The sequence below is a fragment of the Streptomyces sp. NPDC055815 genome (genome assembly GCF_053616475.1).
In genome coordinates this window covers 184,621-206,175 of record NZ_JBSHDU010000003.1, presented here as the reverse complement: position 1 = coordinate 206,175, position 21,555 = coordinate 184,621, and the positions used below count along the sequence as shown (strand labels likewise).

General features: G+C 72.8%; 17 protein-coding genes. 1 reads left to right on the top strand and 16 read right to left on the bottom strand.

The genetic code is table 11. The annotated features are described in order from the left end of the window. Positions 1-210 precede the first annotated feature (210 nt). Positions 211-843 (top strand): phosphatase PAP2 family protein, encoded by a 633-nt coding sequence (locus ACWGN5_RS04050; protein WP_453511158.1) that lies wholly within the window; start codon positions 211-213, stop codon positions 841-843. An 88-nt stretch (positions 844-931) separates the two neighbouring features. Here the strand turns inward: ACWGN5_RS04050 and ACWGN5_RS04045 are convergent, their stop codons facing one another. The 16 genes from ACWGN5_RS04045 to asnB are packed head-to-tail and all read right to left on the bottom strand — an operon-like array spanning position 932 to position 21,553. After that, on the bottom strand, positions 932-2,257 hold the full coding sequence (locus tag ACWGN5_RS04045) for a glutamate-1-semialdehyde 2,1-aminomutase (RefSeq protein ID WP_453511076.1): 1,326 nt from the start codon (positions 2,255-2,257) through the stop codon (positions 932-934). Positions 2,258-2,264: 7 nt separating this feature from the next. After that, positions 2,265-2,816 (bottom strand): dTDP-4-dehydrorhamnose 3,5-epimerase family protein, encoded by a 552-nt coding sequence (locus ACWGN5_RS04040; RefSeq protein WP_453511074.1) that lies wholly within the window; start codon positions 2,814-2,816, stop codon positions 2,265-2,267. Continuing rightward, on the bottom strand, positions 2,813-4,069 hold the full coding sequence (locus ACWGN5_RS04035; RefSeq protein ID WP_453511073.1) for a polysaccharide pyruvyl transferase family protein: 1,257 nt from the start codon (positions 4,067-4,069) through the stop codon (positions 2,813-2,815). The genes ACWGN5_RS04040 and ACWGN5_RS04035 overlap by 4 nt, the downstream gene beginning before the upstream one ends. Further along, positions 4,066-5,013, bottom strand: coding sequence for a glycosyltransferase family 2 protein (locus ACWGN5_RS04030; protein ID WP_453511071.1), 948 nt, complete (start codon positions 5,011-5,013; stop codon positions 4,066-4,068). The genes ACWGN5_RS04035 and ACWGN5_RS04030 overlap by 4 nt, the downstream gene beginning before the upstream one ends. Next, positions 5,010-6,299, bottom strand: coding sequence for a hypothetical protein (locus tag ACWGN5_RS04025; RefSeq protein WP_453511070.1), 1,290 nt, complete (start codon positions 6,297-6,299; stop codon positions 5,010-5,012). The genes ACWGN5_RS04030 and ACWGN5_RS04025 overlap by 4 nt, the downstream gene beginning before the upstream one ends. Positions 6,300-6,304: 5 nt before the next feature. Beyond that, a complete protein-coding gene (locus ACWGN5_RS04020; RefSeq protein WP_453511069.1) occupies positions 6,305-7,627 on the bottom strand; it encodes a DUF4910 domain-containing protein in 1,323 nt (440 codons plus the stop codon). Then, positions 7,615-8,640, bottom strand: coding sequence for an NAD-dependent epimerase/dehydratase family protein (locus tag ACWGN5_RS04015; protein ID WP_453511068.1), 1,026 nt, complete (start codon positions 8,638-8,640; stop codon positions 7,615-7,617). Before ACWGN5_RS04015 ends, ACWGN5_RS04020 begins: the two co-directional genes overlap by 13 nt. Positions 8,641-8,643: 3 nt before the next feature. After that, positions 8,644-9,306 (bottom strand): PIG-L deacetylase family protein, encoded by a 663-nt coding sequence (locus tag ACWGN5_RS04010; RefSeq protein ID WP_453511067.1) that lies wholly within the window; start codon positions 9,304-9,306, stop codon positions 8,644-8,646. Beyond that, positions 9,303-10,097, bottom strand: coding sequence for a glucose-1-phosphate cytidylyltransferase (locus tag ACWGN5_RS04005; RefSeq protein ID WP_453511066.1), 795 nt, complete (start codon positions 10,095-10,097; stop codon positions 9,303-9,305). The genes ACWGN5_RS04010 and ACWGN5_RS04005 overlap by 4 nt, the downstream gene beginning before the upstream one ends. After that, positions 10,094-11,329 (bottom strand): class I SAM-dependent methyltransferase, encoded by a 1,236-nt coding sequence (locus ACWGN5_RS04000; protein ID WP_453511065.1) that lies wholly within the window; start codon positions 11,327-11,329, stop codon positions 10,094-10,096. Before ACWGN5_RS04000 ends, ACWGN5_RS04005 begins: the two co-directional genes overlap by 4 nt. Continuing rightward, complete coding sequence (locus ACWGN5_RS03995) at positions 11,326-12,606, bottom strand: glycosyltransferase (protein WP_453511064.1); 1,281 nt, start codon at positions 12,604-12,606, stop codon at positions 11,326-11,328. Before ACWGN5_RS03995 ends, ACWGN5_RS04000 begins: the two co-directional genes overlap by 4 nt. An 8-nt stretch (positions 12,607-12,614) precedes the next feature. After that, entirely contained in the window at positions 12,615-13,892 is a 1,278-nt protein-coding gene (locus ACWGN5_RS03990; RefSeq protein WP_453511062.1) for an O-antigen ligase domain-containing protein, read from the bottom strand. 1 nt (position 13,893) lies between these two features. Further along, positions 13,894-15,429 (bottom strand): right-handed parallel beta-helix repeat-containing protein, encoded by a 1,536-nt coding sequence (locus tag ACWGN5_RS03985; RefSeq protein WP_453511061.1) that lies wholly within the window; start codon positions 15,427-15,429, stop codon positions 13,894-13,896. Positions 15,430-15,438: 9 nt separating this feature from the next. Continuing rightward, the gene (locus tag ACWGN5_RS03980) at positions 15,439-17,418 is read right to left on the bottom strand and encodes an alginate lyase family protein (RefSeq protein ID WP_453511059.1); all 1,980 of its coding nucleotides are present in this window, start codon (positions 17,416-17,418) and stop codon (positions 15,439-15,441) included. Then, complete coding sequence (locus ACWGN5_RS03975; protein WP_453511058.1) at positions 17,415-19,601, bottom strand: bi-domain-containing oxidoreductase; 2,187 nt, start codon at positions 19,599-19,601, stop codon at positions 17,415-17,417. The genes ACWGN5_RS03980 and ACWGN5_RS03975 overlap by 4 nt, the downstream gene beginning before the upstream one ends. Positions 19,602-19,618: 17 nt before the next feature. Further along, complete coding sequence (gene asnB / locus ACWGN5_RS03970) at positions 19,619-21,553, bottom strand: asparagine synthase (glutamine-hydrolyzing) (protein WP_453511056.1); 1,935 nt, start codon at positions 21,551-21,553, stop codon at positions 19,619-19,621. Positions 21,554-21,555: the final 2 nt, after the last annotated feature.

Sequence of the window (21,555 nt, the reverse complement as noted above, 5' to 3'; positions counted from 1 at the left end):
ATGTACCCCGTAGGTGAAGATAATGTCAAAGTCCCCCTAAAGAGGATTATCTCCGGGATGGCCGGATTTCGCCGCTCCTCGGGCGGTCGCGGCGAACCCCGCCGCGCTCGTTCGTTAGGGTGACGAAGAGGTCGGACACGACGGGGGGCTCGCGTGGAATCGCCGGACAACAAGGGGCACCACCACACACCGAGCGGGCGCGGCGGGCCCGTGACGGGCAGTTCGGCACCCGCAGCGCTCGGGCCGATCGCGGGCCTCGCCGCCCTGGCGCTCCTCGTGCTGGGCATCCGGTACGCCGGCCACACCCATCCCGCCACGGTGGACGTATGGATCCAGCCGGTGCTGGAGGATGTGCGGCCGCCCTGGTGGTACGCCGCCGAGGCCCTCGACTTCCTCGGCGAACCCGCCGGAGCGGTCCTTTCGATCGTGACCGTCGTGACGGCCTGTCTGCTGCTCCGGTGGCCCCGCACGGCGGTGCTCGTCGTCGTCGGCTCCGGTCTGAGCGTGGCGGCGACGAAGGTGCTCAAGTCCCTGGTGGGGCGCACCATCAACGGCGACAACCTGTCCTTCCCGAGCGGGCACACCGCCTTCCTCACCGCGCTCGCCCTCGTGGTGGCGCTCCTCGCCACGGGCCGCCTCGGCCTCGGCAGGACGGCCGGCACCCTGCTCGTGCTCGCCACGACGCTCGTCGCCGGCGCCGCCATGGGCTGGGCGCAGGTGGTGACGCGCGCGCACTACCCGACCGACACCGTGGGCGGCCTGTGCACCGCCCTCGTGGTGGTGCCGGTGACGGCCTGGCTGATCGACAGGACCGCCGACGGCGCCCCGGGGCGGCCCGGCTGACGTCACGTCACCCGCACCGCCCCTGAGGACACGCCGCCGATGTCACGTCACCCGCACCGCCCCCTGGCGACATGCCGCCGACGTCCCGTCAGGCCAGGCGCCGGAACACCGGCTTCACCGGCCGCCCGGCCAGCCAGGGATTCGGATCCCCGGCGTCCAGCGCCTTCCGGTACACCGCGCACGCCTCCGCCACCACGTCGACCGTGCGGTCGATGTCGGCCTCGTCCAGCGCGCTGCTCACCACGAACGAAGGGGCGAGCACCCCGCCCGCGAGGAGCCGGCGCAGGAACAGGGTGCGGTACTCCTGCGACGGCCGCAGCTCCTCGTCGAGGGTGCCGAAGACCAGATTGCTGGCCCGGCCCCGTACGACCACGTGGTCCCCGACGCCCATGCCGGCCGCCGCCTCGCGGACACCGGCGGCCAGGCGCTCGCCGAGGGCGTGCAGCCGCGCGGTGATGCCCTCCTCGACGTAGGTCTCGAGGACCGCCATCGCGGCGGCGAGCGAGTGGGTCTCGGCGCCGTGGGTGGTGGACAGCAGGAACACCCGGTCGTCGGAGTGGCGCAGCCCGCCCCGCTCCATCAGCTCACGGCGTCCGGCGAGCGCGGACACCGCGAACCCGTTGCCCAGCGCCTTGCCGAATGTGGAGAGGTCGGGGACGACGCCGTACAGGCCCTGGGCGCCCGCCTCGGACCAGCGCAGTCCGGTGATCATCTCGTCGAAGACCAGGACGCAGCCGTGCCGGTCGGCCAGCTCGCGCAGGCCCGCCAGATAGCCGGGCGGCGGCTCGGTGTGCCCGGCCGGTTCGAGGATCAGGCAGGCGACCTCGCCCTGATACCGGGTCAGCAGCTCCTCCGTGGCCGCCAGATCCCCGTACGGGAACGAGACGGTGAGCTCGTTGGTCGCCACCGGTATGCCGGCGGACATCGGCGTGGTGCCGATGAACCAGTCGTCGACGGAGAAGAAGGGGTGGTCGCCGCAGATGGCCACCCGCGGGCGTCCCGTGACGGCGCGGGCGAGCCGTACCGCGGCGGTGGTGACGTCGGAGCCGTTCTTCGCGAACTTCACCATCTCGGCCGTCGGCACCGTCGCCAGGAACCGCTCCGCCGCCTCGACCTCCAGGATCGACGGCCGGACGAAGTTGCTGCCCCGGTCGATCTCCCGCCGCACCGCCTCGACGACGCGCGGATGGGCGTGGCCGAGGCTGACCGACCGCAGCCCGGAGCCGTACTCGATGTAGCGGTTGCCGTCGACGTCCCACACATGGGCACCGCGGCCGTGGCTGATGACCGGGGCCAGGTGCTCCGGGTACTGGTCGTCGCCCTTGGCGTAGGTGTGCGCGCCGCCGGGGATCAGGGCGTGCAGCCGCTCGTTCGCCGTCCGCGACCGCGGCAGGAGGAACTCCTCGGTGTCCATGCCGGCCTCACTTCTCCGCGTGCTTCAGGGCCTCGGCGAGGCGCGGCGCCTCCCGGTCCCGCAGGGACATCGAGGTGACGGGCAGGGGCCAGGGGACGGCGAGCTCCGGGTCGTCGAAGGCGATGGTCACGTCCTCGGCCGGATCGTGCGGACGGTCGATCCGGTACGAGGTGTCGGCGGTCTCGGTCAGGGCCTGGAAGCCGTGCGCGCACCCCGCCGGGATGTACAGGGTCGCCTGCGTCTCGCCGGACAGCTCGAAGGTGGCCACGTTGCGGTAGGTCGGCGAGTCCGCCCGCAGGTCGACGACGACGTCGAAGATCCTCCCGTACGAGCAGCGCACCAGCTTGGCCTCGCCCGCGCCCGAGCGCAGGTGCAGACCGCGCAGCACGCCCCGGACCGAGCGGGACACGCTGTCCTGGAGGAAGGCGTTCGGGTCGAGGCCCACCGAGCGGACCACGTCGGCGTCGAAGGTGCGGCAGAAGAAGCCGCGCTCGTCGGCGTGCGGCGTCGGCTCGAACAGGAACGCCCCTGCGATCGCCGGGACTTGGGTGGCCTTCATGGAGTCTCCTGCCGAGCGTGAGCGTGAGCGTGGGGGTGGGTGGGGCGGTCGTCGGTCGTCGGGAACAGAGCCGCGGTCAGGGCGGTGAACTGGTGTCTCAGGCGCAGGACGGCGTCCTCGTTCCGCTCGGCGAGGATCCGGCGCAGTTCGGCCGAACGCTCCTCCAGCGCGCGGAACTGGTCGAGCAGCCGGTCGGCGTCGACCTCGCGCGCCGGATGGCAGTACGCGCCGAGGCCCATCCCGTCCATGAGCGCCTCGCTCTTCGCCGCATAGGTGACCGCGAGCACCGGAGTGCCGGCCTTCAGCGCGCAGATCAGGTTGTGGTACCGGATCGCCACCGCACTGTCGGCGGCCGCCAGCTCCTTCATCAGGTCGGCAAGCGAGGACGCCTCGGCGGCGGTGACCAGCGGCGAGTCCACCGCGTCGAGGATCGCGTCGACCACCGGCGCGTCGACCGCGTCGCCGGTGAGCAGCCGGACCGGCCTGCCGTCCTCGACGAGCGCGCGGACGAAGCGGATCGTCCCGTCGAGGTACCGCCGGTGGATCTCCTCCGCCAGGTCGCGGTCGTCGTTCCCGCCGTGGAAGGCCATGACGCCGACGCAGACCGGGCCCGGCGACGCCGGGAGCCCGGAGGACGGCACGGCCGGAAGGGAGAAGGCGAGGTCGGGGTAGACCTCGTCGCGCGCGGTGTCCACGCCCATCGCCCGGATGGCGTCGCGGGCCTGGGTGTCCCGGTACGAGCGGTACGTGGCGAACCGGGCCGACCAGCGCACCAGGACCCGGGTCGGCCGGTTGCGGATCGCGGCGGCGCCGACGCTGACCAGCGCGACCCGGGTCCCGAACAGCCGGCCGGACGCGCAGAGCAGGAACAGCGCGTACGGGAAGCCCCACGGCCGCAGCGGCAGCGTGGCCTCCAGTACGCCCATGCCCGGCACGATCACCACGTCGTGCCGGCGCACCCAGGCGGCGGTGCGGAAGACGTCGACGAACTTGCCCGCGGCCTTCGAAGCGATCGAGCCCGCACGCGAGGCCGTCCGGTACTCCCCGCGGTACCAGTTCAGCCGTGTCGCGGGGATCCCGAAGCGGGCCGAGACGACCTCGGGCCCGCCGCACAGCGCGTCCACGACCGCCTCGGGGTGCTCGGCGCGCAGGTAGCCGAGGATCGCTTCGAGCGACCCGTCGTTGCCGAGGTTTCCGGAGCCGAGCAGTCCGAACACCCCGACCCGTATCGGAATCCGGTTCCGGGAGGTCATGCCCGCCCGCCCTCGCGGCCGGCGACCAGGTCGTCGACGGAGAGGGTGAGCCGGGCCGGGTCGACCGGGGCGCGGTCCTCGACCCGCTCGCCGGCGCTGGGCCTGGCCCGGCTGGTCGCCCACTCCACCAGGTGGCGGTAGCAGGCGCGCCGGTCGGCGGCGGACAGCGGCGCCCGCCGGATCGCGTCGATGAAACCCCAGACGTACTCGGCGAGCAGCCGGGGCGTCGGGTGCAGCGCCCCGGCCCGCCGCGGGTCCAGGTTGACGCACCGGGAACGCTTGGACGGGTTGGCCCGCTCGGCGCGGGTGGGATGGTCGCGGCGGAAGTAGAGGAGCTCCGGCACCTGGTGGAAGCGCCCGTGCAGCCCGATCTCGCAGACGAACGTGCGGTCCGCGTGGTGGTAGCTGTCGAGCGGCTTCACCCGGCGCAGCACATCGGTCCGTATCACCCCGTAGAAGTCGTCGCCGCCGGGCTCGAACAGCATGCTGCGGAAGCGCACCGGCGCGTGCGGCGAGGCGGTCGCGAGCCCGTACTCGTACGGGACCTTCACCCGGCCGTCCTCGTCGATGACGGCCTGGTCGGCGTGGGCGAGGATCACGTCGGGGTGCTCGTCGAGGGCCTCCACACAGCGGCGGAGCAGGTCCCGGGCGTACAGGTCGTCGTGCGAGGCCCACTTGAACAGCTCGGTGCGGCACTCGGCGAACACCCGGTTGTGGTTCGGCGTGGCACCGACGTTCCGGGGCAGCCGGACGTACCGGACGCGTGAGTCCTTCGCCGTGTACGCGCGGCTGATCTCCTGCGTCCCGTCGGTCGAGGCGTTGTCGGAGATGACCAGCTCGAAGTCCTCGTAGGTCTGACCGAGCAGGGCGTCGAGCGATTCGGCGAGGTACTCCTCGCCGTTGTAGACGGGCAGGCCGATGGTCAGCCTGGGTCGGGCGGTCATGAGGTCCTCACTTCGGGAAGGGAGTTGCGGTGGTGCTCGCGCAGGGCGGACCGCAGTTGCAGCCACCACACGGTCGAGCTGCCCAGCGTCGCGGCGGCGACGCCCCAGGCCGAGCCGGCCGCGCCGGCCGCGGCCGCTCCGCCGAGGCCGCCGCCCGCGTAGCAGACGGAGGCGAACAACTGGGCGCGCAGGCTGCGCCGGGCCGCGCCGAGCGCGCGCAGCCCGGCCGCCGCGCCGGTGCCGAGGCCGGCGCCCGCGAGGCCGAGGGTGACCGGGATGATGAGCTTCGCGGCGGAGGGCCAGACGTCGCCGAGCACGAACTCGCCGATGCCCTCCGGTACGACGTGCAGCGCCGCGCCCCAGAGCACCGCGGCGGCGGCCTGCCCGCCGCCGAGGACGAGACAGAAGGTGCCGAGCCGGTGCGGGGCCTGCTTGAGGACCCGCGCCGCCTCCGCGACGGTGACCAGGGACAGGCCCATCAGGAGGGCGAGGAACGGGCCGAGCAGGAGTTCGGCGCCGCGGACCGCGCCCACCGCGCCGAGCCCGGCGATCGCGCCGAGTCCGTACGCCCGCAGCTGGCCCGCGCCGCTGAGGCTGACGTTCTCGACGAGGTACCGGGAGCCGAGATCGCGCTGCTCGCGCAGCCACCCGAGCGCCTCGCCCGGCCGGGGCCGGATCCCGGACTGGACCAGGCCGTACGCCGCGGCCACCGCGGCGGACGCGCCCCAGGCGAGCATGAAGGCGGCCACACTGCCCACGTGGTGCGCCACCACCATGGCCGGGACGAGCGCGACGCCCCACACCAGGTCGTTGACGAACGCCTTCTTCCCGGCGCCGGCGGCGAAGAAGGCGAACCGCCAGGCGTCCTGGAGCAGCAGCCCCGGCAGGACCACGCCCAGGGCGACGAACGCGGGCCCCACGCTGCCGCCGAGGGCCAGGCCGACGAGCAGACACCCCACGCCGACGGCGGCCCCGACGCCGAGCGCGGCGCCCGACGACCGGGCCACCGCGGTGCGCCAGGGCGCGGTCGGCACCCCGCTGAACCGCACCACCAGCGGGTCGGTGGCCACCCCGCGGGAGACGTTCAGGACCACGCCGTACGTCACCCAGGCCAGGCTGAACACACCGAACGCGGTCACCCCGAGGGAGCGGGCCACGTAGATGCCCACCGCGAAGTTGGACATGCTGGAGGCCGCCTGGTCGGCGAGGCCCCAGGACAGCCGGCCGACGAGCGCCCGCCTGCCGGTCCGCCGCGCCGCCGGCTTCTCCTCCTCCTCGGTGGTCATCGGCGTCATTCCTTGATCAGCCCGGCGGCGCCCAGGGCGTCGGCGGCGACGGCGACGGTGTCGAACGGCAGCCCGGACCGCTCGGCGACATCGAGCAGACTGTGCTCGCCGTCGGAGAGGCTGAGCACCCAGAGCATGGCCATCTGGGCCTCCTTCGCGTCGCTGCGGCCGCCGAGCGACTCGTACAACCCCCGCCGTCCCAGCTGTGGTTCGCCGTACGGGCTGAGGTTGACGTACCGCCGGTTGCGGTCCAGGACGTCGAACGCCTCGCGGCAGACGGCGAGGGTGTCCGTCATCGCCTCGGGGGAGACGAAGTCCAGGTTGTCCGCCGAGGTGTGGTACTCGGGATAGCCGGCGTACGGGGTCCGGCACAGCGAGCCCACGCCGAGGTCGAAGCCGGGCGAGCAGAACTGCCGCTCGTCGTAGCCGTACGGAGTGAACTCCTTGACCTGGTGCGGGCGTTCGGAGGCGGCCAGGACGTACCCCATCACCCGGTCGATCTCCGCGTCACCGCGCCTGCTCCGCTTGTACGTCACCTGGCCCGAGTCGCCCGCGCAGGCCAGCACGAGCCCGTGCTTCACACTTCCCCGAGCTCTCGGCTCCGCTCGAGCAGGGGATACCCCAAGGATCCGCTCCCTGTTGCGGGCCAGCCAGGTGATCGCCCCGATGGTGCCGGGCGCGAACAGGAACCGGTACGTGTAGTACGGCTTCCGCTCCGCCAGCTCCCGGGCCAGGAACGTCGCCACCGCGACGCCGGCCAGGTTGTCGTTGGCCAGCGACGGGTGGCAGACGTGGCAGGAGACGATCACCTCGTCCGGGACCTGCCCCGGGACCACGTGCTCGGCGTAGGTGAGGTGCCCGTCCTCCAGGGTGGAGTCGATCCGCACCTCGTAGTCGCCGTCCGGCAGTGCGTCCAGGGTGTTCTGGGCCAGGCAGAACCCCCAGGCCGGCTGGTAGTAGCTGGTGCGGTACGGCACGAGATCCGGCTGGTCCGGCAGCGTGTGCAGGTGGTCCCGCAGCTCGGACAGCGGCATGGTCGCCGACACCGGCACGCTGTAGCCGAGCACGTGCAGGCTGGACGCGGCGAAGTCGACGACCCGCCGGCCCGTGGAGTCCGCGACGTACGCGTCCCGGATGTTCCACTCCTGCGGCACCGTCCAGTCGAGCACCTGCGTCCCGGTCGGCACCTCGTGCACCTGGAGCGGGATGTACTCGCCGACGATGTCCAGGGTGGCGCGCACACCGTCGCCGGTGATGGACCGGCAGAGCGGGTAGAGCCGCTCCACCAGCTCGTACATCTGCTCACCGGGCGCGGTCACCGGCGCCACCGCAGGGTCTCGTCGACGGTGCCCGCGTCGGACGCCGCGCGCAGCACGGCGAGACGGGTGAACCGCTGCTCGAAGGCCTCCCGGGTCAGACCGTGCTCGCGGTACGCCTCGGCGAGTTCGAGCGCGCCCCGCCGCACCGTCCACTCGCAGTCGAAGCCGGGGATCGCGGCGCGGAAGCGGGCGAAGTCCACCCGGTACGAGCGCGGGTCGGCGCCGTTCTCCCCGGTGATCCGCACCTTCGCGCCGTCCACCGCCTCGGCGACCTGCTCGGCGATCTCCGCGACCGTGACGTTGTTGGTCTCGCTGCCGATGTTGAACGCCCGGTCGTGCACGGCCTCGCGCGGCGCCGTCAGCGCGGCCGTGAACGCCTTCGCGATGTCCGCGGCGTGCACGAGCGGACGCCAGGGGGTGCCGTCGGAGAGGACGAGGACCTCGCCGGACAGCAGGGCGTGGCCCACCAGGTTGTTCAGCACGATGTCGGCGCGCAGCCTGGGGGAGTAGCCGAAGGCGGTGGCGTTGCGCATGTACACCGGGGTGAAGTCGCCGTCGGCCAGCGCGTGCAGGTCGTCCTCCACCCGCACCTTGGACTCCGCGTACGGAGTGACCGGGCGCAGCGGGGCGTCCTCGGTCACCAGCTCGTCGCCGCCGGCGGCCCCGTAGACCGAGCAGGTCGACGCGTACAGGAAGCGCCGCACCCCGGCGTCGCGGGCCAGCCGGGCCAGGTGGACGGACGCGTGGTGGTTGATGTCGTAGGTGAGCTCCGGCGCCAGCGAGCCCAGCGGGTCGTTGGAGAGCGCGGCCAGGTGGATCACGGCGTCCACCCCGGCCACGTGCTCGGCCGTGACGTCGCGCAGGTCCACCCGGTGCCCGGACGGGTCCGCGGGCAGCGGGCCGAGGACGGAGTCGGCGAACAGGCCGGAGTCGAGGCCGACGACCTCGTGTCCGGCGGCCGCGAGGACCGGGGCCATCACGGTGCCCAGGTAGCCCTGGTGTCCGGTCAGCAGTACGCGCAAGGTTCATTCCCCCAGGGTGAAAGTGCCGAGATCCAGCGTGAGTTTGGTGACGGCGAACGCCTCGGCGTAGCGCGCGTGGCATTCGATGCCGCGGATGCGCGCGAGGCCGAGGAAGGCCTCCCGGTCGTACCAGGGCCGGTGCCGCTGGGAGGCGTAGTGCTCCTGCAACAGCCGGACCTTCTCCTCGGCGACCTCCGGCGTCAGCGGCTGGTACGCCGTCGGACGGCCGAGATCGCCGTCCCACTTGACGATCTCGTAGCCGAGCACGAGATGGTCGCGGAACGCGGTGGGCAGCAGCTGCGCGAGGCCGCGGTGGTCCTGGTGCGCGTCCTCGGTGCGCGGGGCCAGGACCAGATCCGGGTCGGTCCGCTCGCGCAGCTCCTCGACGGCGGCCTTGGCCTCCTCCCAGTGCGCCGGCAGCCGGCCGTCCGGCAGCTTCAGCACGGTGAGCCGCAGGTCGGCGCCCGGGCAGAACGCGGCGAGCGCGGCCCGCTCCTCGTCCTCGCGCTCGCTCCCACCGCCGGAGAGCACCAGCGCGTCGACCCGGATGCCGGGCCGCGCGTGACACAGGGTCAGGAGGGTGCCGCCGGCGCCGATGGCGATGTCGTCGCAGTGCGCCCCCACCGCGACGATCCGGTCCAGGCGACCGGAACCGAGCCGGATCACGCCCTCACCCCCGCGGCGTCCTGTTCCCACACGGCCCACGGGCGCTCGCCGCGGGCGTAGGCCTCGTCGAGCGCGGCCCGCTCCTTCACGGTGTCGGTCGGCTTCCAGAAGCCGCGGTGCTGGTACGCCACGAGCCGGCCCTCCTTGGCCAGACCGGCGCAACCGTCCGCGACCAGGTCCCCGCCCTCGGGTATGTGGTCGAAGACCTCCTGGCGGAGCACGAAGTAGCCGCCGTTCTCCCACAGCGGCATGTCGCTCACCGCGGTGATGCCCCCCACCAGACCGTCCTCGGCCAGGTCCACGCAGTGGAACGAGGACTGCGGCGGCACCACCGTCATCGACGCGCCCGCGTCCCGCCGGGAGAAGCGCTCGATCATCTCCGGCAGCGGGGCGTCGGTGAGCACGTCGGCGTAGTTGGCGAGGAACATCTCGTCGCCGTCCAGATGGTGCCGGACCCGGCGCAGCCGCTCCCCGATCGGCGACTCGATGCCGGTCTGCGCGAACGTGATCGTCCAGTCGGCTATGTCGGTGGACAGCAGCTCGGTCCGTCCGCCGCGCAGCACGAAGTCGTTGGACGTCGTCTCCTCGTAGTTGAGGAAGAAGTCCTTGATGTGGTGCGCGCCGTACCCGAGGCACAGGATGAACTCCTTGTGCCCGTAGTGCGCGTAGTAGCGCATGACGTGCCAGATCAGCGGCCGCGGACCGACCATCGCCATCGGCTTGGGCACGTCGTCGGCGGCGCCGCTCCGCATCCGCATTCCGTAACCGCCGCAGAACAGTACGACCTTCATCGCTCCACCTCGACCACGCTCAGTTCCGGGATGGGGAAGACAAGGCGGCCGCCCCACTCGTGCACGAAGGACAACTGCTCGACCAGCTCGGCCCGCAGGTTCCACGGGAGGACGAGCACGTAGTCCGGCCGGTCGGCGGCGATCTGCTCGGGCGCCAGGATCGGGATGCGGGTGCCCGGAGTGAACTTCCCGTGCTTGTACGGGTTGCGGTCGACCGTGTACGCGAGCAGGTCGGGCCGGATCCCGCAGTGGTTGAGCAGGGTGTTGCCCTTGCCCGGGGCGCCGTACCCGACGACCGTCTCGCCGCGCTCCGCCGCGTCGATGAGGAAACGCAGCAGGTCCCGGCGCACCTTGGCCACCCGGGCGGAGAACTCGGCGTACCCGGAGAGCTCCTGGAGCCCCGCGGCCTTCTCCCGGTCGAGCACCTCGGCCACCCGGGCCGTCGGCTCGCCGGCCGCCTCGGACGGCCGCGCCCACAGCCGGATGGAGCCGCCGTGCGTGGGCAGCAGCTCGACGTCCACCAGGGTGAGCCCGCCGCTCGCGAGCGCCCGGATCGCGGACGCGACCGTGTAGTACTGGAAGTGCTCGTGGTAGATCGTGTCGTACTGGTTCTCCTCGATCAGGGTCAGCAGGTGCTGCACCTCGATCGAGACCCAGCCGTCGTCGGCGACCAGGGCGCGCAGCCCCTCGGTGAACCCCACGACGTCGGGGATGTGCGCGTACACGTTGTTGGCCACGACCAGGTCCGCCGGGCCGTGCTCGGCACGGACCGCCGCACCGGTCTCCGGGGACAGGAACTCCGTGAGCGTCGGCACCCCCGCGTCCCGCGCCGCGGCACCGACGTTCACCGACGGCTCGATGCCCAGGCAGCGGATCCCGCGGTCCACCACGTGCTTCAGCAGATAACCGTCATTGCTCGCCACCTCCACCACGAAGGCGTCCGGGCCGAGGCCCGCCCGCTCGACGGCGTCGGCGACGAACACCCGCGCGTGCTCCACCCAGGAGGTCGAGAACGAGGAGAAGTACGCGTACTCCTTGAACGTCTCCTCGGGCGTGATCAGCGGCGGGATCTGCGCCAGCCAGCAGTCGGTGCAGACCCGCAGATGCAGCGGGTACGCGGGCTCCGGCAGGTCAAGCCGGTCCGCGGCGAGGAAGCTCTCGCACGGCGGTGTCGCCCCCAGGTCGACGACGCTCGCCAGCGCCGCCGAACCGCAGAGTCGGCATCGTGTCATTTCTCCTGCCCCCCATCTCCGCCCGCGCGGGTGACCCGTCGCGAGTCGGCCTTGTCGTTCCCCACCGGCGGCGCGCCGAGCGCGCCGCCCGACCGCCCCGCGATCGCGGTGCGGTACTCCTCCACCAGGCGTGCGAGGCCGACGGCGGGGCTGAACCCCTGCTCGTACCGGCGCCGGGCCGCCCGGCCCATCTCCTGGTTGCGCCCCGGGTCCACGGCGATCCGCCGCAGGCCGGACGCGAGCGAGGCGGCGTCGCCCGGGCTGTGCAGCAGCCCGGTCACCCCCTCCTCGACGAGGTCGACATAGCCCCCGTGACCGGCGGCGACGGCCGGCACGCCCGCCGCCATCGCCTCCCCGACCACCAGGCCGAAGGTCTCCCTGGCCAGCGAGGGAGCCACCACGGCCACCGACCGCGCGGTGACCCGCCGGCACTCCGCCGGGTCCAGGAGGCCGGCGTACCGGACATCGTCCCGGCCCGCCGCCCACGCGGTCACCTCCGGCTCCATGGGGCCCGAGCCGGCGAGCACGAGCGGCACGCCCACCCCGCCGTCCGCGGCGACCTCGTCCCACGCGGTCATGAGCACCCGTACGCCCTTGGCCTCCGAGAGCCGGCCGAGGAAGAGCAGATGGTCCCCGGCGCCCTCACGGACCGTGCCCGGGTCGGGCACGAAGTTGGGCTTCACCGTCAGCCGCTCGGCCGGCATGCCGGAGCGCACCAGGAGGTCGCGCTGCGTCGCGGAGATGCAGAAGAACCGCTCCACACCGGACCACCACCGGCGCCGGTTGACCGACAGGCTGACCGCGAGCGGAACCGTAGCGAGGTGGGAGTTCCGGTAGCAGCCGTGCCGGATCCCCGGCAGCGACGCCGCCGACCCGACGCACTCGGTGCACGGCCGGCCGTCCCGGTGCAGTGTGCCGGGCGGGCAGACCTGGGCGTAGTTGTGCAGCGTGGCGACGACGGGAACCCCGGCGTCGGCGCAGGCCGCGAGGACCGCGGGGGACAGGAGCGGGAAGACGTTGTGCACGTGCACCACGTCCGGCCGCTCGGCACGGAGCCGGGCGGCGAGCTCCGTACGGACCGCCGGGTTCCACGGCACGAGCAGCGGCACCGCGGCCTTGCCGAGCAGCGACCGCGCCGCGATGTCGTCACTGCGCCGCTCGAACACGTCGACCCGGTGGCCGGCCGCGCGCAGCAGCCCCACCTCCTCGTCGACGACGCGGTTCTCCCCGCTCGGCTGGGCCGAGGAGTAGCGGTTGTGCACCACAAGGACATGCATCGCTCAGGTCACCTCCGGGCCCATCGCGGGACACGCCGTCGAGGGATCTCGACGGCCGGCAGGGGCGCGGCCCCGGCGGGTGCCACCAACAGCGAGGCGGCCAGCGTCAGATGCAGCAGATAGGCAGAGGCGTCGCCGAGACCGACCTCGGTGTACGAGGACAGCGCGCAGTAGCTGATCAGGAAGATCGCGCAGGCCCTCGGGAGCGACGGCGGCCGCAGCAGCGCCACACCGCCCAGCACGAGGATCATCGCCGCCACGATGGTGACGCCGAGGAGGCCCTGCTCGTCGTAGACCGCCAGCCAGCTGTTGTCGATCGGCAGCCCGTCGAACGACTTGTCGCCCAGACCCGTACCGAACACCTTCTCCCCGGTCGTCCGGGGCGCCGCGAGCAGGGAGTCCCACACCTTGGCACGGCCGGTGAGGTTGGCGAAGTTCTCCTGGCTCTGCCCGCGCAGGAACCACGCCCGCAGCGCGGAGCTGAACACCACCGCGGCCACCGCGGCGCACACCACCGCCCAGGCGAAGAACCGGCGGGCGGCGGCGCTGGTCAGGACGAGCGAGCCGATCGCCAGACCCAGGCCGATGAGCAGACCGAGCGTGGCCGTCCGGGTGTGGGTCATCGCGAGCAGCACGAGCGAGGGCACGATGATCACCGCCGCTCCGGCCCCGGTGGTCCGCCGGCCCAGCAGGAGCAGCACGGTGAGCCCGATGATCACCGCCGAGTACTGCCCGATCTGCGGCGGGGTGAGCGGCCACAGCGCCCCGACGAGCCGTCCGCCGTAGTACTCGGGCATGGCCGTCGAAGGTGACACGGCCAGGCCCGCGGCCACCAGGACGAGCACCGCGAAGTACATCCGGATGTGGTAGCGGACGAAGGTCAGGCCGCCGTCCCACCAGCGGCTGAGCAGCCACAGCGTGCCGACGAAGAGAGCGAGCCGGGTACAGCGGAACAGTGCGCCGAACCCGGCCAGCTGCACGCTGGAGATCAGGCTCGGCACCAGCAGCAGGGTGAGCAGGAACACGAAGGCGCTCGGCCGGACGCGCAGCCGCAGATTGAGCGCGAGCGCCAGCAGGAACGCGGCGACCAGCGCGCCCATGGTGGCCATCTGGATGAGGGAGCGGGGGATCGTGAACACGGTCTGCGCCCCGGCGGAGCCCAGTGTGTTGAGGGCGAGCAACGCCCAGATGATCCCCACGGTCTTCGGCGTGCCCGCGGGGTGCGGTACGGCACCGGGCCGCGTACCCACCGTGTCCGGTCCGCCCGGCTTCAGCAGTTCGGCCATGTCACCCACCGGCCTGTGCGTCGAAGGTGCTGCCCGCGTCCTGCCCGTACGGCGCGCCCCGCCACTGCCCGGAGCCGAGCTTCCGGCTCGTGTCGTGGGCGACGAAGCTCCACGGTCCGCGATACACGTTGTCGTACCAGCGGTTCCGCTGCCGGAGGGTGATCGCCTCGGCGACCCGCTCGCCCTGGTACGGCGACCAGTCCGGCGTGGTGCCGTAGTTGGCGAGGACCGCCATGCGGCCGCACTCCGCCGTGCAGCCGACGACGGACGGGTCGAGCGTGAAGCGGTTGTCGTGGATCTCCACCCGCTGGGTCTTCCACCGGCAGTCGTCGTACAGCGGCGTGGTGGCGATCCCCGGCCGGGCACACCGGGCGGTGCCCTTCACCAGCAACGTGCAGTACTCCGTCGAGGTGTTGGCCGGGCTGTTGCAGAACCGGTCGGCGTTCTCCCACAGGGTGATGCCGTTCCAGTTGTCCTCCAGCACGTTCCCGTAGATCTCGATCCTGTCCGTCCGGGCCCGGACGCGCGGTTCGCCGCCGGCCTCCGACACGTAGACCGTCGCGTACGGGAAGTCGTCGCCGCCCTCGGCCTCCTTGCGGCCCTCGACCCAGTTGTTCCGCCGGATCGTGTTGTTCCGGACGATCGCGTTGTAGCTGGTCTCGTACATCAGCGCGGCACCGTCGTTGGCTTCGATGACGTTGTCCTCGAAGAGGAAGTCGTTGTTGTTGGTGTCCGCCCACAGTCCGACGCCACGGTTGTCGTGCACCCAGTTCCCGCGCACGTCGGCGCCGTCGACGGCCCAGAACTTGATCCCGGCGCTGCAGCCGCAGCCGGGCTGCCGCCGCTCCCAGTCGTCGGTGTTGTTGCCCACGATCTCGTTGCCCTGGACCACCAGGCCGCGGATCGAGTCACCGGTCTTGTAGCCGTTCATGCCGTACTGGCCGTTGCCCCGCACGCAGCTGGCACGGAGCTGCTGGCGGGCGCCGGCCATCAGCCCGGCCCCGGAGTTGTGCTGGATCGTCGCGTGCTCGATCACCCACCCGTCGGCCATGTCGTGGTTGACCACGCCCTCGTCCTGCGGCGCGGTGAACCCCTGCACGGTCAGATGGCTGATGGTGACGTCGGGGGCGGTGCCGCCGAACGCGTAGTGGTTGGTCTTCCGGCCGTCGAGCACCGCGCCCGGCGCGCCGAGGTAGCGGTTCCCCTGCTTGGCCATGACCTGGGCGTAGGGGTCCGAGGTGAGCGTGTGCGTGCCCGGCAGCAGCCAGAAGGTGGTGTGCGGGGGGTTGTCGTCGGTCTTCGCGTCCAGGTCACCGACGACCGAGGGGTCGACCGTCACCGCGCCCGGCGGCGCCTGCGACGGCCCGGCCGCGGGCCTGTCGCACACCCGGGCCGGGGGCGGGCCGGGTGTGGCGGACGCCGAAGTCGCACCTCCGGCCTTCGCCGGCGCGTCCGGCGTGCTCGTGCAGCCGGCCGCCGCCGGCAGGGCCAGCGCGAGCGCCGCCACCGGCAACGCCCAGCGCCGCCTGTCGAACACCGAACCCCCCTAGCCGTCGAACCCGAGTACGGTCGTGAACTCCTGCATCCCGTCGGCGAAGCCGGTGCCGACGAGCGTGGTGGCGGGTTCCTTGCGGCCGAAGCCGGGGGAGTACCAGCCCAGCGGCGGTTCGGTCTCGCCACGGTGCGCCCGCCAGGACAGCCGCGCGGGCAGGTCGAGCACCGCGGAGCGGTCCTCGCCGTCCACGGTCCAGGTGAGCACCGCCCGGTTCCCCACCAGCTCCGCGGCGATCGCCGGGCCGAGGTGGAACGCCAGGCGCACGGGCCCGCTCCCGCCGCGGACCTCGTCGACCACCCGCAGCTCCCGGCTCACGGCGGTCAGCTCCACCCGGCGGCGGTGCACGACGGGCCCGTAGCCGTCGTGCTCGGCCGACCAGCGGGCCACGCCCGCGCCCACGCCCGTGCCCGCGCCCGTGCTGATGCCCGTTGTGTCGGCGACCAGGACGTGGGTACGGGCCTGCCGGGTCCACAGGAACGGGCCGCCGGAGACGGACTGGTCGGCGCCGTCCCACTGGAGCGTGTTGTGGCCGAGGGTCGACCGGAAGTACCGCCGCCACTCGGGCTGCCCGTGGTAGCAGTACGTCCCCGGGTCGGCGAGCACGTCGACCCCGTCGTGCCGGACCTCCACGGACAGCGCGTCCGCGTGCGCGTGCGCCGCGATCGACAGGAAGCCGTGCGGACCGCCGTCGCAGCGGGCCCAGATCTCACCGGGACCCCGCAGGATGGTCATGCCCGCGTCGGCGAAGTGGCCCGGTCGGGCCGCCGGGCGCGCCACGGTGCCGCCCCTCGCGTACGGCCGGAGGAGCGCGGCGAGCAGCGGGGTGCGCACATCGGTGCCGGTGACCTCCGGCCACCAGTCGAGCCGGCCGAACACGGCGTCCCCGGTGGCCAGCAGCGAGGCCCAGCGGTCGGTGTCCGGGCCGTCCACGATCAGACCGTGCCCGTCGTCCGCGTCGCCCTGGCGCGGCGGCCGCAGCCGGTTGTCCACGACGGCCGCGAGCGCGTCGGTCATCCGCAGCAGCACGAGCCGGACCGTCGAGGGGACCGGCACACCCGTGGCATCGGCCTCGGCCAGCGCGGCCAGACCGAGTTCGAGGACGAGCCCGTGGTACTCGGTGGCCAGCTCACGGTTGAGACCGGAGAGGAACGTGTTGCGACGCAGCTCCCGTTCGAGGGAGCGCAGCGCGTCGGCACGCCAGCGCGCCGAGGAGGGGAACCAGCCGAACGCGCAGGCCGCGGCGAACTGCCCGGCGGCCTCGGCGATGACGTGGTTGTTCGCCGAGGAACCCCGGCTGGGGAACGCGGCCAGCCAGCGCTGGTGGTGCCAGATCTGGCGCACCGCCACCGGATTCCCCTCGAACAGACCGGCCGCGCCCGGCCAGCCGTCGAGCAGCCGCCGGATCCACACCCAGGAGAGCAGCCGGATCCCCAGCTCGATGCCGCTGATCCAGTGCACGCCCCGCAGCGGCGGGTTGGCCGCCCACCAGGACCGCAGGTGCTCGGCCACGCGCTCGGCGTACCGCTCGTCCCCGGTGACCGCGTAGGCGGCGGCGAGCACGGTGAGGTACTGGTGCCGGGACGGCTCCCAGATCTGCTTGATGTCCCCGGACGCTTCCTCGTCCCGGTACGGCACGTCGAAGGCGTACCCCGAAGGAGCCCGCCGCCCGGTCTTCGGGTCGAGGAACCAGTCCGGGTCGACCAGGTCGTCCCGCTCGACCCCGAAGTACTCGGCGTGTCCGGCCATCAGCCGGTCCGCCTCGGCGACGAGACGCTTCGCGGCGTCCGGCGGCACCGCGCCGAGCGTCCCCGCGGGCAGCACCGCGGTGAACCGGGCTCCGGCCACGGCCGGGGACTGCGGGCGTGCCGAGCGCCAGCGGCGCCTGCGCAGCGTGTCGCCCACCCGGCCGCCGACCTCCCGCGGCCCCATCCGGGAGAGCCGCCGCAGGTACCAGCCCGCGCTCATGCTCATCGCGCCCCCGCCAGGGTCACCGGCGCACCGGCGGCCAGGCCGGCCTGTACGGCGAGGGTGGCCGCCGTGGTGGCGACCAGGGACTCCAGCGGCACCGGCATCGGCCCGCCGGTCCGCACGGCCCTGACGAACGCGGCCAGTTCGGCGTTCTGGCCCTTGTCCCGCGCCTTGGGCAGCCGCGAGCTGACCCACTTCTCGGGACCGTGCACCGAGGCCCGGACGAAGTCGTCGAGCCGCAGCACCTTGCCGTCCGCGACGAGGTCCAGCGTCTCCTTGGGGAAGCCGGGCGCGCCGTTGGTGACGTAGCTGAGGGTGGCGGTGGAGCCGTCCGGGTAGCGCAGGACGACCTGGAGGTCCTCGTTGCCGGGGGCGGCGGTCGCGTACACCGAGACCGGATCGGCCCCGAGCAGCCAGCTCGCCGTGTCGATGAAGTGCCCGCCCTCGCCGGCGAACCGCGAGCCCTCGGTGCCCTGCTGGAGGTACCAGCTGCCGTGCTGGAGCCGGCCCGCGTTGACCAGGTAGCGGAGGCTCGCCGGACCGGTCCGGGCCCCGAACCGCTTCCTGGCCTCCTGCAGCAGCGGGGCGAACCGGCGGTTGAAGCCCACCTGCAGCCGGTCGTTGCCGGACTCCTCCACCGCGGCGAGGACCCCGGCCAGCTCCGCCTCGTCGAGCGCCAGCGGCTTCTCCACGAACACCGCCTTGCCGGCGAACAGCGCCTTCTTCGTCAGTGCGGCGTGCGAGCTGTGCCGGGTGACCACGAACACCGCGTCGATCCTCGGATCGCCGAGCACGGCGTCGAGATCGGTGGTCGCCTCGGTGAAGCCGAACTTCCGCTGCGCGTTGGCCGCCGACAGCGCCGTCGTCGTGACGACCGTGGACAGCTCGACGCCGTCGCGTCCCACCAGGTGCGGAAGGAGCATCGACGTGGCGTAGTTGCCCGCCCCGACGAACGCGAGGCGCACCGGCGAGGTGGCGGACCGGGCCCGGACGGGCGCCGCGTCGCCGCGCCGCACCTCGGGCAGGGCCACCTTCGGGGCCTCCGTCTCGCCGGCCTCCTCGTGGTCCGGGTACCGGAACAGCACCGCGACGGCCTTCAGTTCGCCGTCCTTCAGGCTCTGGTACGTCTTGACGGCGTCGTCGAAGTCGGCGATGTGCGAGATCAGGGGCTCCACGTCGACGCTGCCGCGGGCCATGAGGTCGAGGAAGCACGCCAGGTTGCGGCGCTCGGTCCAGCGCACGTAGCCGATCGGGTAGTCCCGCCCCTCCAGCTCGTACTCCGGGTCGTAGCGGCCGGGACCGTACGAGCGGGAGAACCGGACGTCGAGTTCCTTCTCGTAGTACGCGTTCCACGGCAGGTCGAGCCGGCACTTGCCGATGTCGATCACCCGGCCGCGGTCCCGGCTCAGGTGGGCGGCCAGCTCGACGGGCTGGTTGCTGCCCCCGCCGGCCGCCAGATACACCTGGTCCACGCCGTGACCGCCGGTGAGCTCGACGACGGCGGCCTCCACGGCCGGGGACGCGGGATCACCGCAGGCCGCGGCGCCGAGGCGCTCGGCCAGCTCGCAGCGCGCCGGGTCCGGGTCGGCCCCGACGACACGGACGCCCGAGGCGGTGAGGAGCTGCACCACCAGCTGCCCGATGAGACCGAGACCGATCACGAGGGCCACCTCGCCGAGCTGCGGCTCGCCCTGGCGGACGCCCTGGAGCGCGATCGACCCGACCGTGCCGAAGGCCGCGTGCCGGGGCGCGAGGCCGTCCGGCAGCGGGGTGTAGAGGTTCTTCGGCACCCAGTTCAGCTCGGCGTGCAGCGCGTGCTCGTTGCCGGCGCAGGCCACGAGGTCGCCGACCTTCACGTCGTCGACCCCGGCGCCGACCTGCTCGACCACCCCGCACAGCGAGTAGCCCAGCGGCGTGTACGAGTCCAGCTTGCCCATCACCTTGCGGTACGTGGCGGGCACCCCGTTGGTGGCGACGCTCTGCATGACCTTCGCCACCTGGTCCGGACGCGAGCGGGCCTTGCCCAGCATCGACATGCCGGCCTCGGACACCTTCATGAGCTCGGTCCCGGTGGAGATCAGCGAGTAGGCCGTGCGGACCAGCACACCCCCCGGCTTGCACCCCGGCACCGGCACGTCGAGAACCGCCAGCTCGCCGCTCTTGTAGTTCTGCACAACCTGTTTCACCAGAAGTCCCCTTGTTTCTACGCCGTCTGGCGAGCGTCCAGGCCGGCCCCGGAGGCCATGCCGCGATACCAGTACTCGAGGGTCAGCACATGCCACAGATGCTTGGAGAAGTCCCGCTGCCCGGCGGCGTCCTCGGCGACCATGCGCGCCAGCGCGTCACGGCGCAGGAAGCCGGAGCTGACCAGCACGCCGTCGTTCACCACCTCGCGGACCAGCGGCGCCAGATCCCGGCTCATCCAGGCCCGCAGCGGGGCGCTGAACAGGCCCTTCGGCCGGTACACGATCTCCCGCGGCAGGATCGAGGTGGCCGCCTCCTTGAGGACGGCCTTGCCCTGCCGGCCGACGATCTTCCGATCGCCGGGCACGGCGAACGCCGCCTTCACCACCTCGACGTCCACGTACGGCACCCGCACCTCGGTCGACGCGGCCATGCTCGACCGGTCCGTATAGGCGAGGTTCAGGCCCGGCAGGAACATCCGGGCGTCACCCAGGCACATCCGGTTCACGAAGTCGTCGAGGTCGTTGTCCCCGTAGACGTCCGCGTGCTCGGTCAGCACGTCGTCGACCGTCCCGGCCAGATCCGGATCGACCAGGGCGAGCAGCTCCTCCTGGTCGTACATCGTGTAGCTGCGCCGGAACGCGGTCTCCTCCGGCAGGTCGGCGAAGGAGAGGAACCTCTTCGCGAAACGCACCGACCGGTACCCCCGGCGGGCCGAGGCGACCGGCAGCCTGTCCACGACACCGGCCACGCCGCGCCGCAGGGGCCGCGGGACGCGCTGGTAGCGCAGGGCGATCAGGTTGGCCAGGTGCTTGCGGTAGCCGGCGAACAGCTCGTCGGCGCCCATCCCCGACAGCATCACCTTGACCCCGGCCTCCCGGGCGGCCGAACAGATCAGGAACGTGTTGATCGCGGCGGGATCACCGATCGGCTCGTCCAGGTGGTACGTCATCCGCGGCAGCAGATCGAGCACATCGGGAGCGATCTCGATCTCGTGCAGGTCGACGCCGAACCGCTCCGCCACCTGCCGGGCGTAGCGCAGGTCGTCCGGCATCGCCTCGAACCTGGCGTCCTCGGCACGGAAACCGATCGTGTAGGCGGAGATCCCCGGCTGCTCCCGGGCGGCCAGCGCGGTCAGATAGCTGGAGTCGAGGCCGCCCGAGAGGAAGGTCGCCACCGGGACGTCGGCGAGCAGATGGCGCCGGGTCGACTCCTCGACGACGGCGGCGATGTCCGGCAGCTCGCCGGACCTGGCCCGCTCCCGGCCCTCGGCGGCGACGTCCTTCAGGCTCCAGAACCGGCCGCGGTCCACCCGGCCGTCGGGCCGCAAGCGGAGCCAGCTCCCCGGCGGCAGCTTCTCCGCCTCGCGCAGCGCGCACCGCGAGTCCGGCACCCAGTAGTAGAGGAGCGAGGCCACCAGGGCCCCGTGGTCCACCTCCGGCTTCCCGCCGGTGACGGCGGCGAGCGCCTTCAGCTCGGACGCGAACACCAGGCCCTCACCGCGCCGCAGCAGGAACAGCGGCTTGATGCCGAGCTGGTCGCGGGCCAGCACCAGCTCACCGGTCCGCTCGTCGAAGACCCCGAACGCGAACATGCCGCGCAGCCGGGGCAGGCAGTCCGTGCCCCAGCGCCGCCAGGCCTCCAGGAGCACCTCGGTGTCCGACGTACCGCGGAACCGCACCCCGGCGGCGGCCAGTTCGGCCCGCAGCTCGGGCGCGTTGTACAGCTCGCCGTTGTACGTCAGGACGAGGCCCCCCGAGACCATCGGCTGGGCGCCGGTCTCCGACAGGTCGACGATCGCCAACCGCCGGTGCCCGAGGTGGACTTCGCCGTCACCCACGGGGTGGCTGTACCGGCCCGCGCCGTCCGGGCCGCGGTGGGCGAGGGTGTCGGTGAGCCGGTCGGTCACGGCCTTCCCGTCCGGCCATCGGTAACTTCCTGCGATGCCGCACATGG

Coding starts and splice junctions, on each gene's coding strand:
- ACWGN5_RS04005 (WP_453511066.1), bottom strand. CDS start 10,097: ATGAAGGTCGTACTGTTCTGCGGCGGTTACGGAATGCGGATGCGGAGC.
- asnB (WP_453511056.1), bottom strand. CDS start 21,553: ATGTGCGGCATCGCAGGAAGTTACCGATGGCCGGACGGGAAGGCCGTG.
- ACWGN5_RS03980 (WP_453511059.1), bottom strand. CDS start 17,418: ATGAGCATGAGCGCGGGCTGGTACCTGCGGCGGCTCTCCCGGATGGGG.
- ACWGN5_RS04040 (WP_453511074.1), bottom strand. CDS start 2,816: ATGAAGGCCACCCAAGTCCCGGCGATCGCAGGGGCGTTCCTGTTCGAG.
- ACWGN5_RS04035 (WP_453511073.1), bottom strand. CDS start 4,069: ATGACCTCCCGGAACCGGATTCCGATACGGGTCGGGGTGTTCGGACTG.
- ACWGN5_RS03990 (WP_453511062.1), bottom strand. CDS start 13,892: ATGGCCGAACTGCTGAAGCCGGGCGGACCGGACACGGTGGGTACGCGG.
- ACWGN5_RS04025 (WP_453511070.1), bottom strand. CDS start 6,299: ATGACCACCGAGGAGGAGGAGAAGCCGGCGGCGCGGCGGACCGGCAGG.
- ACWGN5_RS04000 (WP_453511065.1), bottom strand. CDS start 11,329: ATGACACGATGCCGACTCTGCGGTTCGGCGGCGCTGGCGAGCGTCGTC.
- ACWGN5_RS03995 (WP_453511064.1), bottom strand. CDS start 12,606: ATGCATGTCCTTGTGGTGCACAACCGCTACTCCTCGGCCCAGCCGAGC.
- ACWGN5_RS04045 (WP_453511076.1), bottom strand. CDS start 2,257: ATGGACACCGAGGAGTTCCTCCTGCCGCGGTCGCGGACGGCGAACGAG.
- ACWGN5_RS04030 (WP_453511071.1), bottom strand. CDS start 5,013: ATGACCGCCCGACCCAGGCTGACCATCGGCCTGCCCGTCTACAACGGC.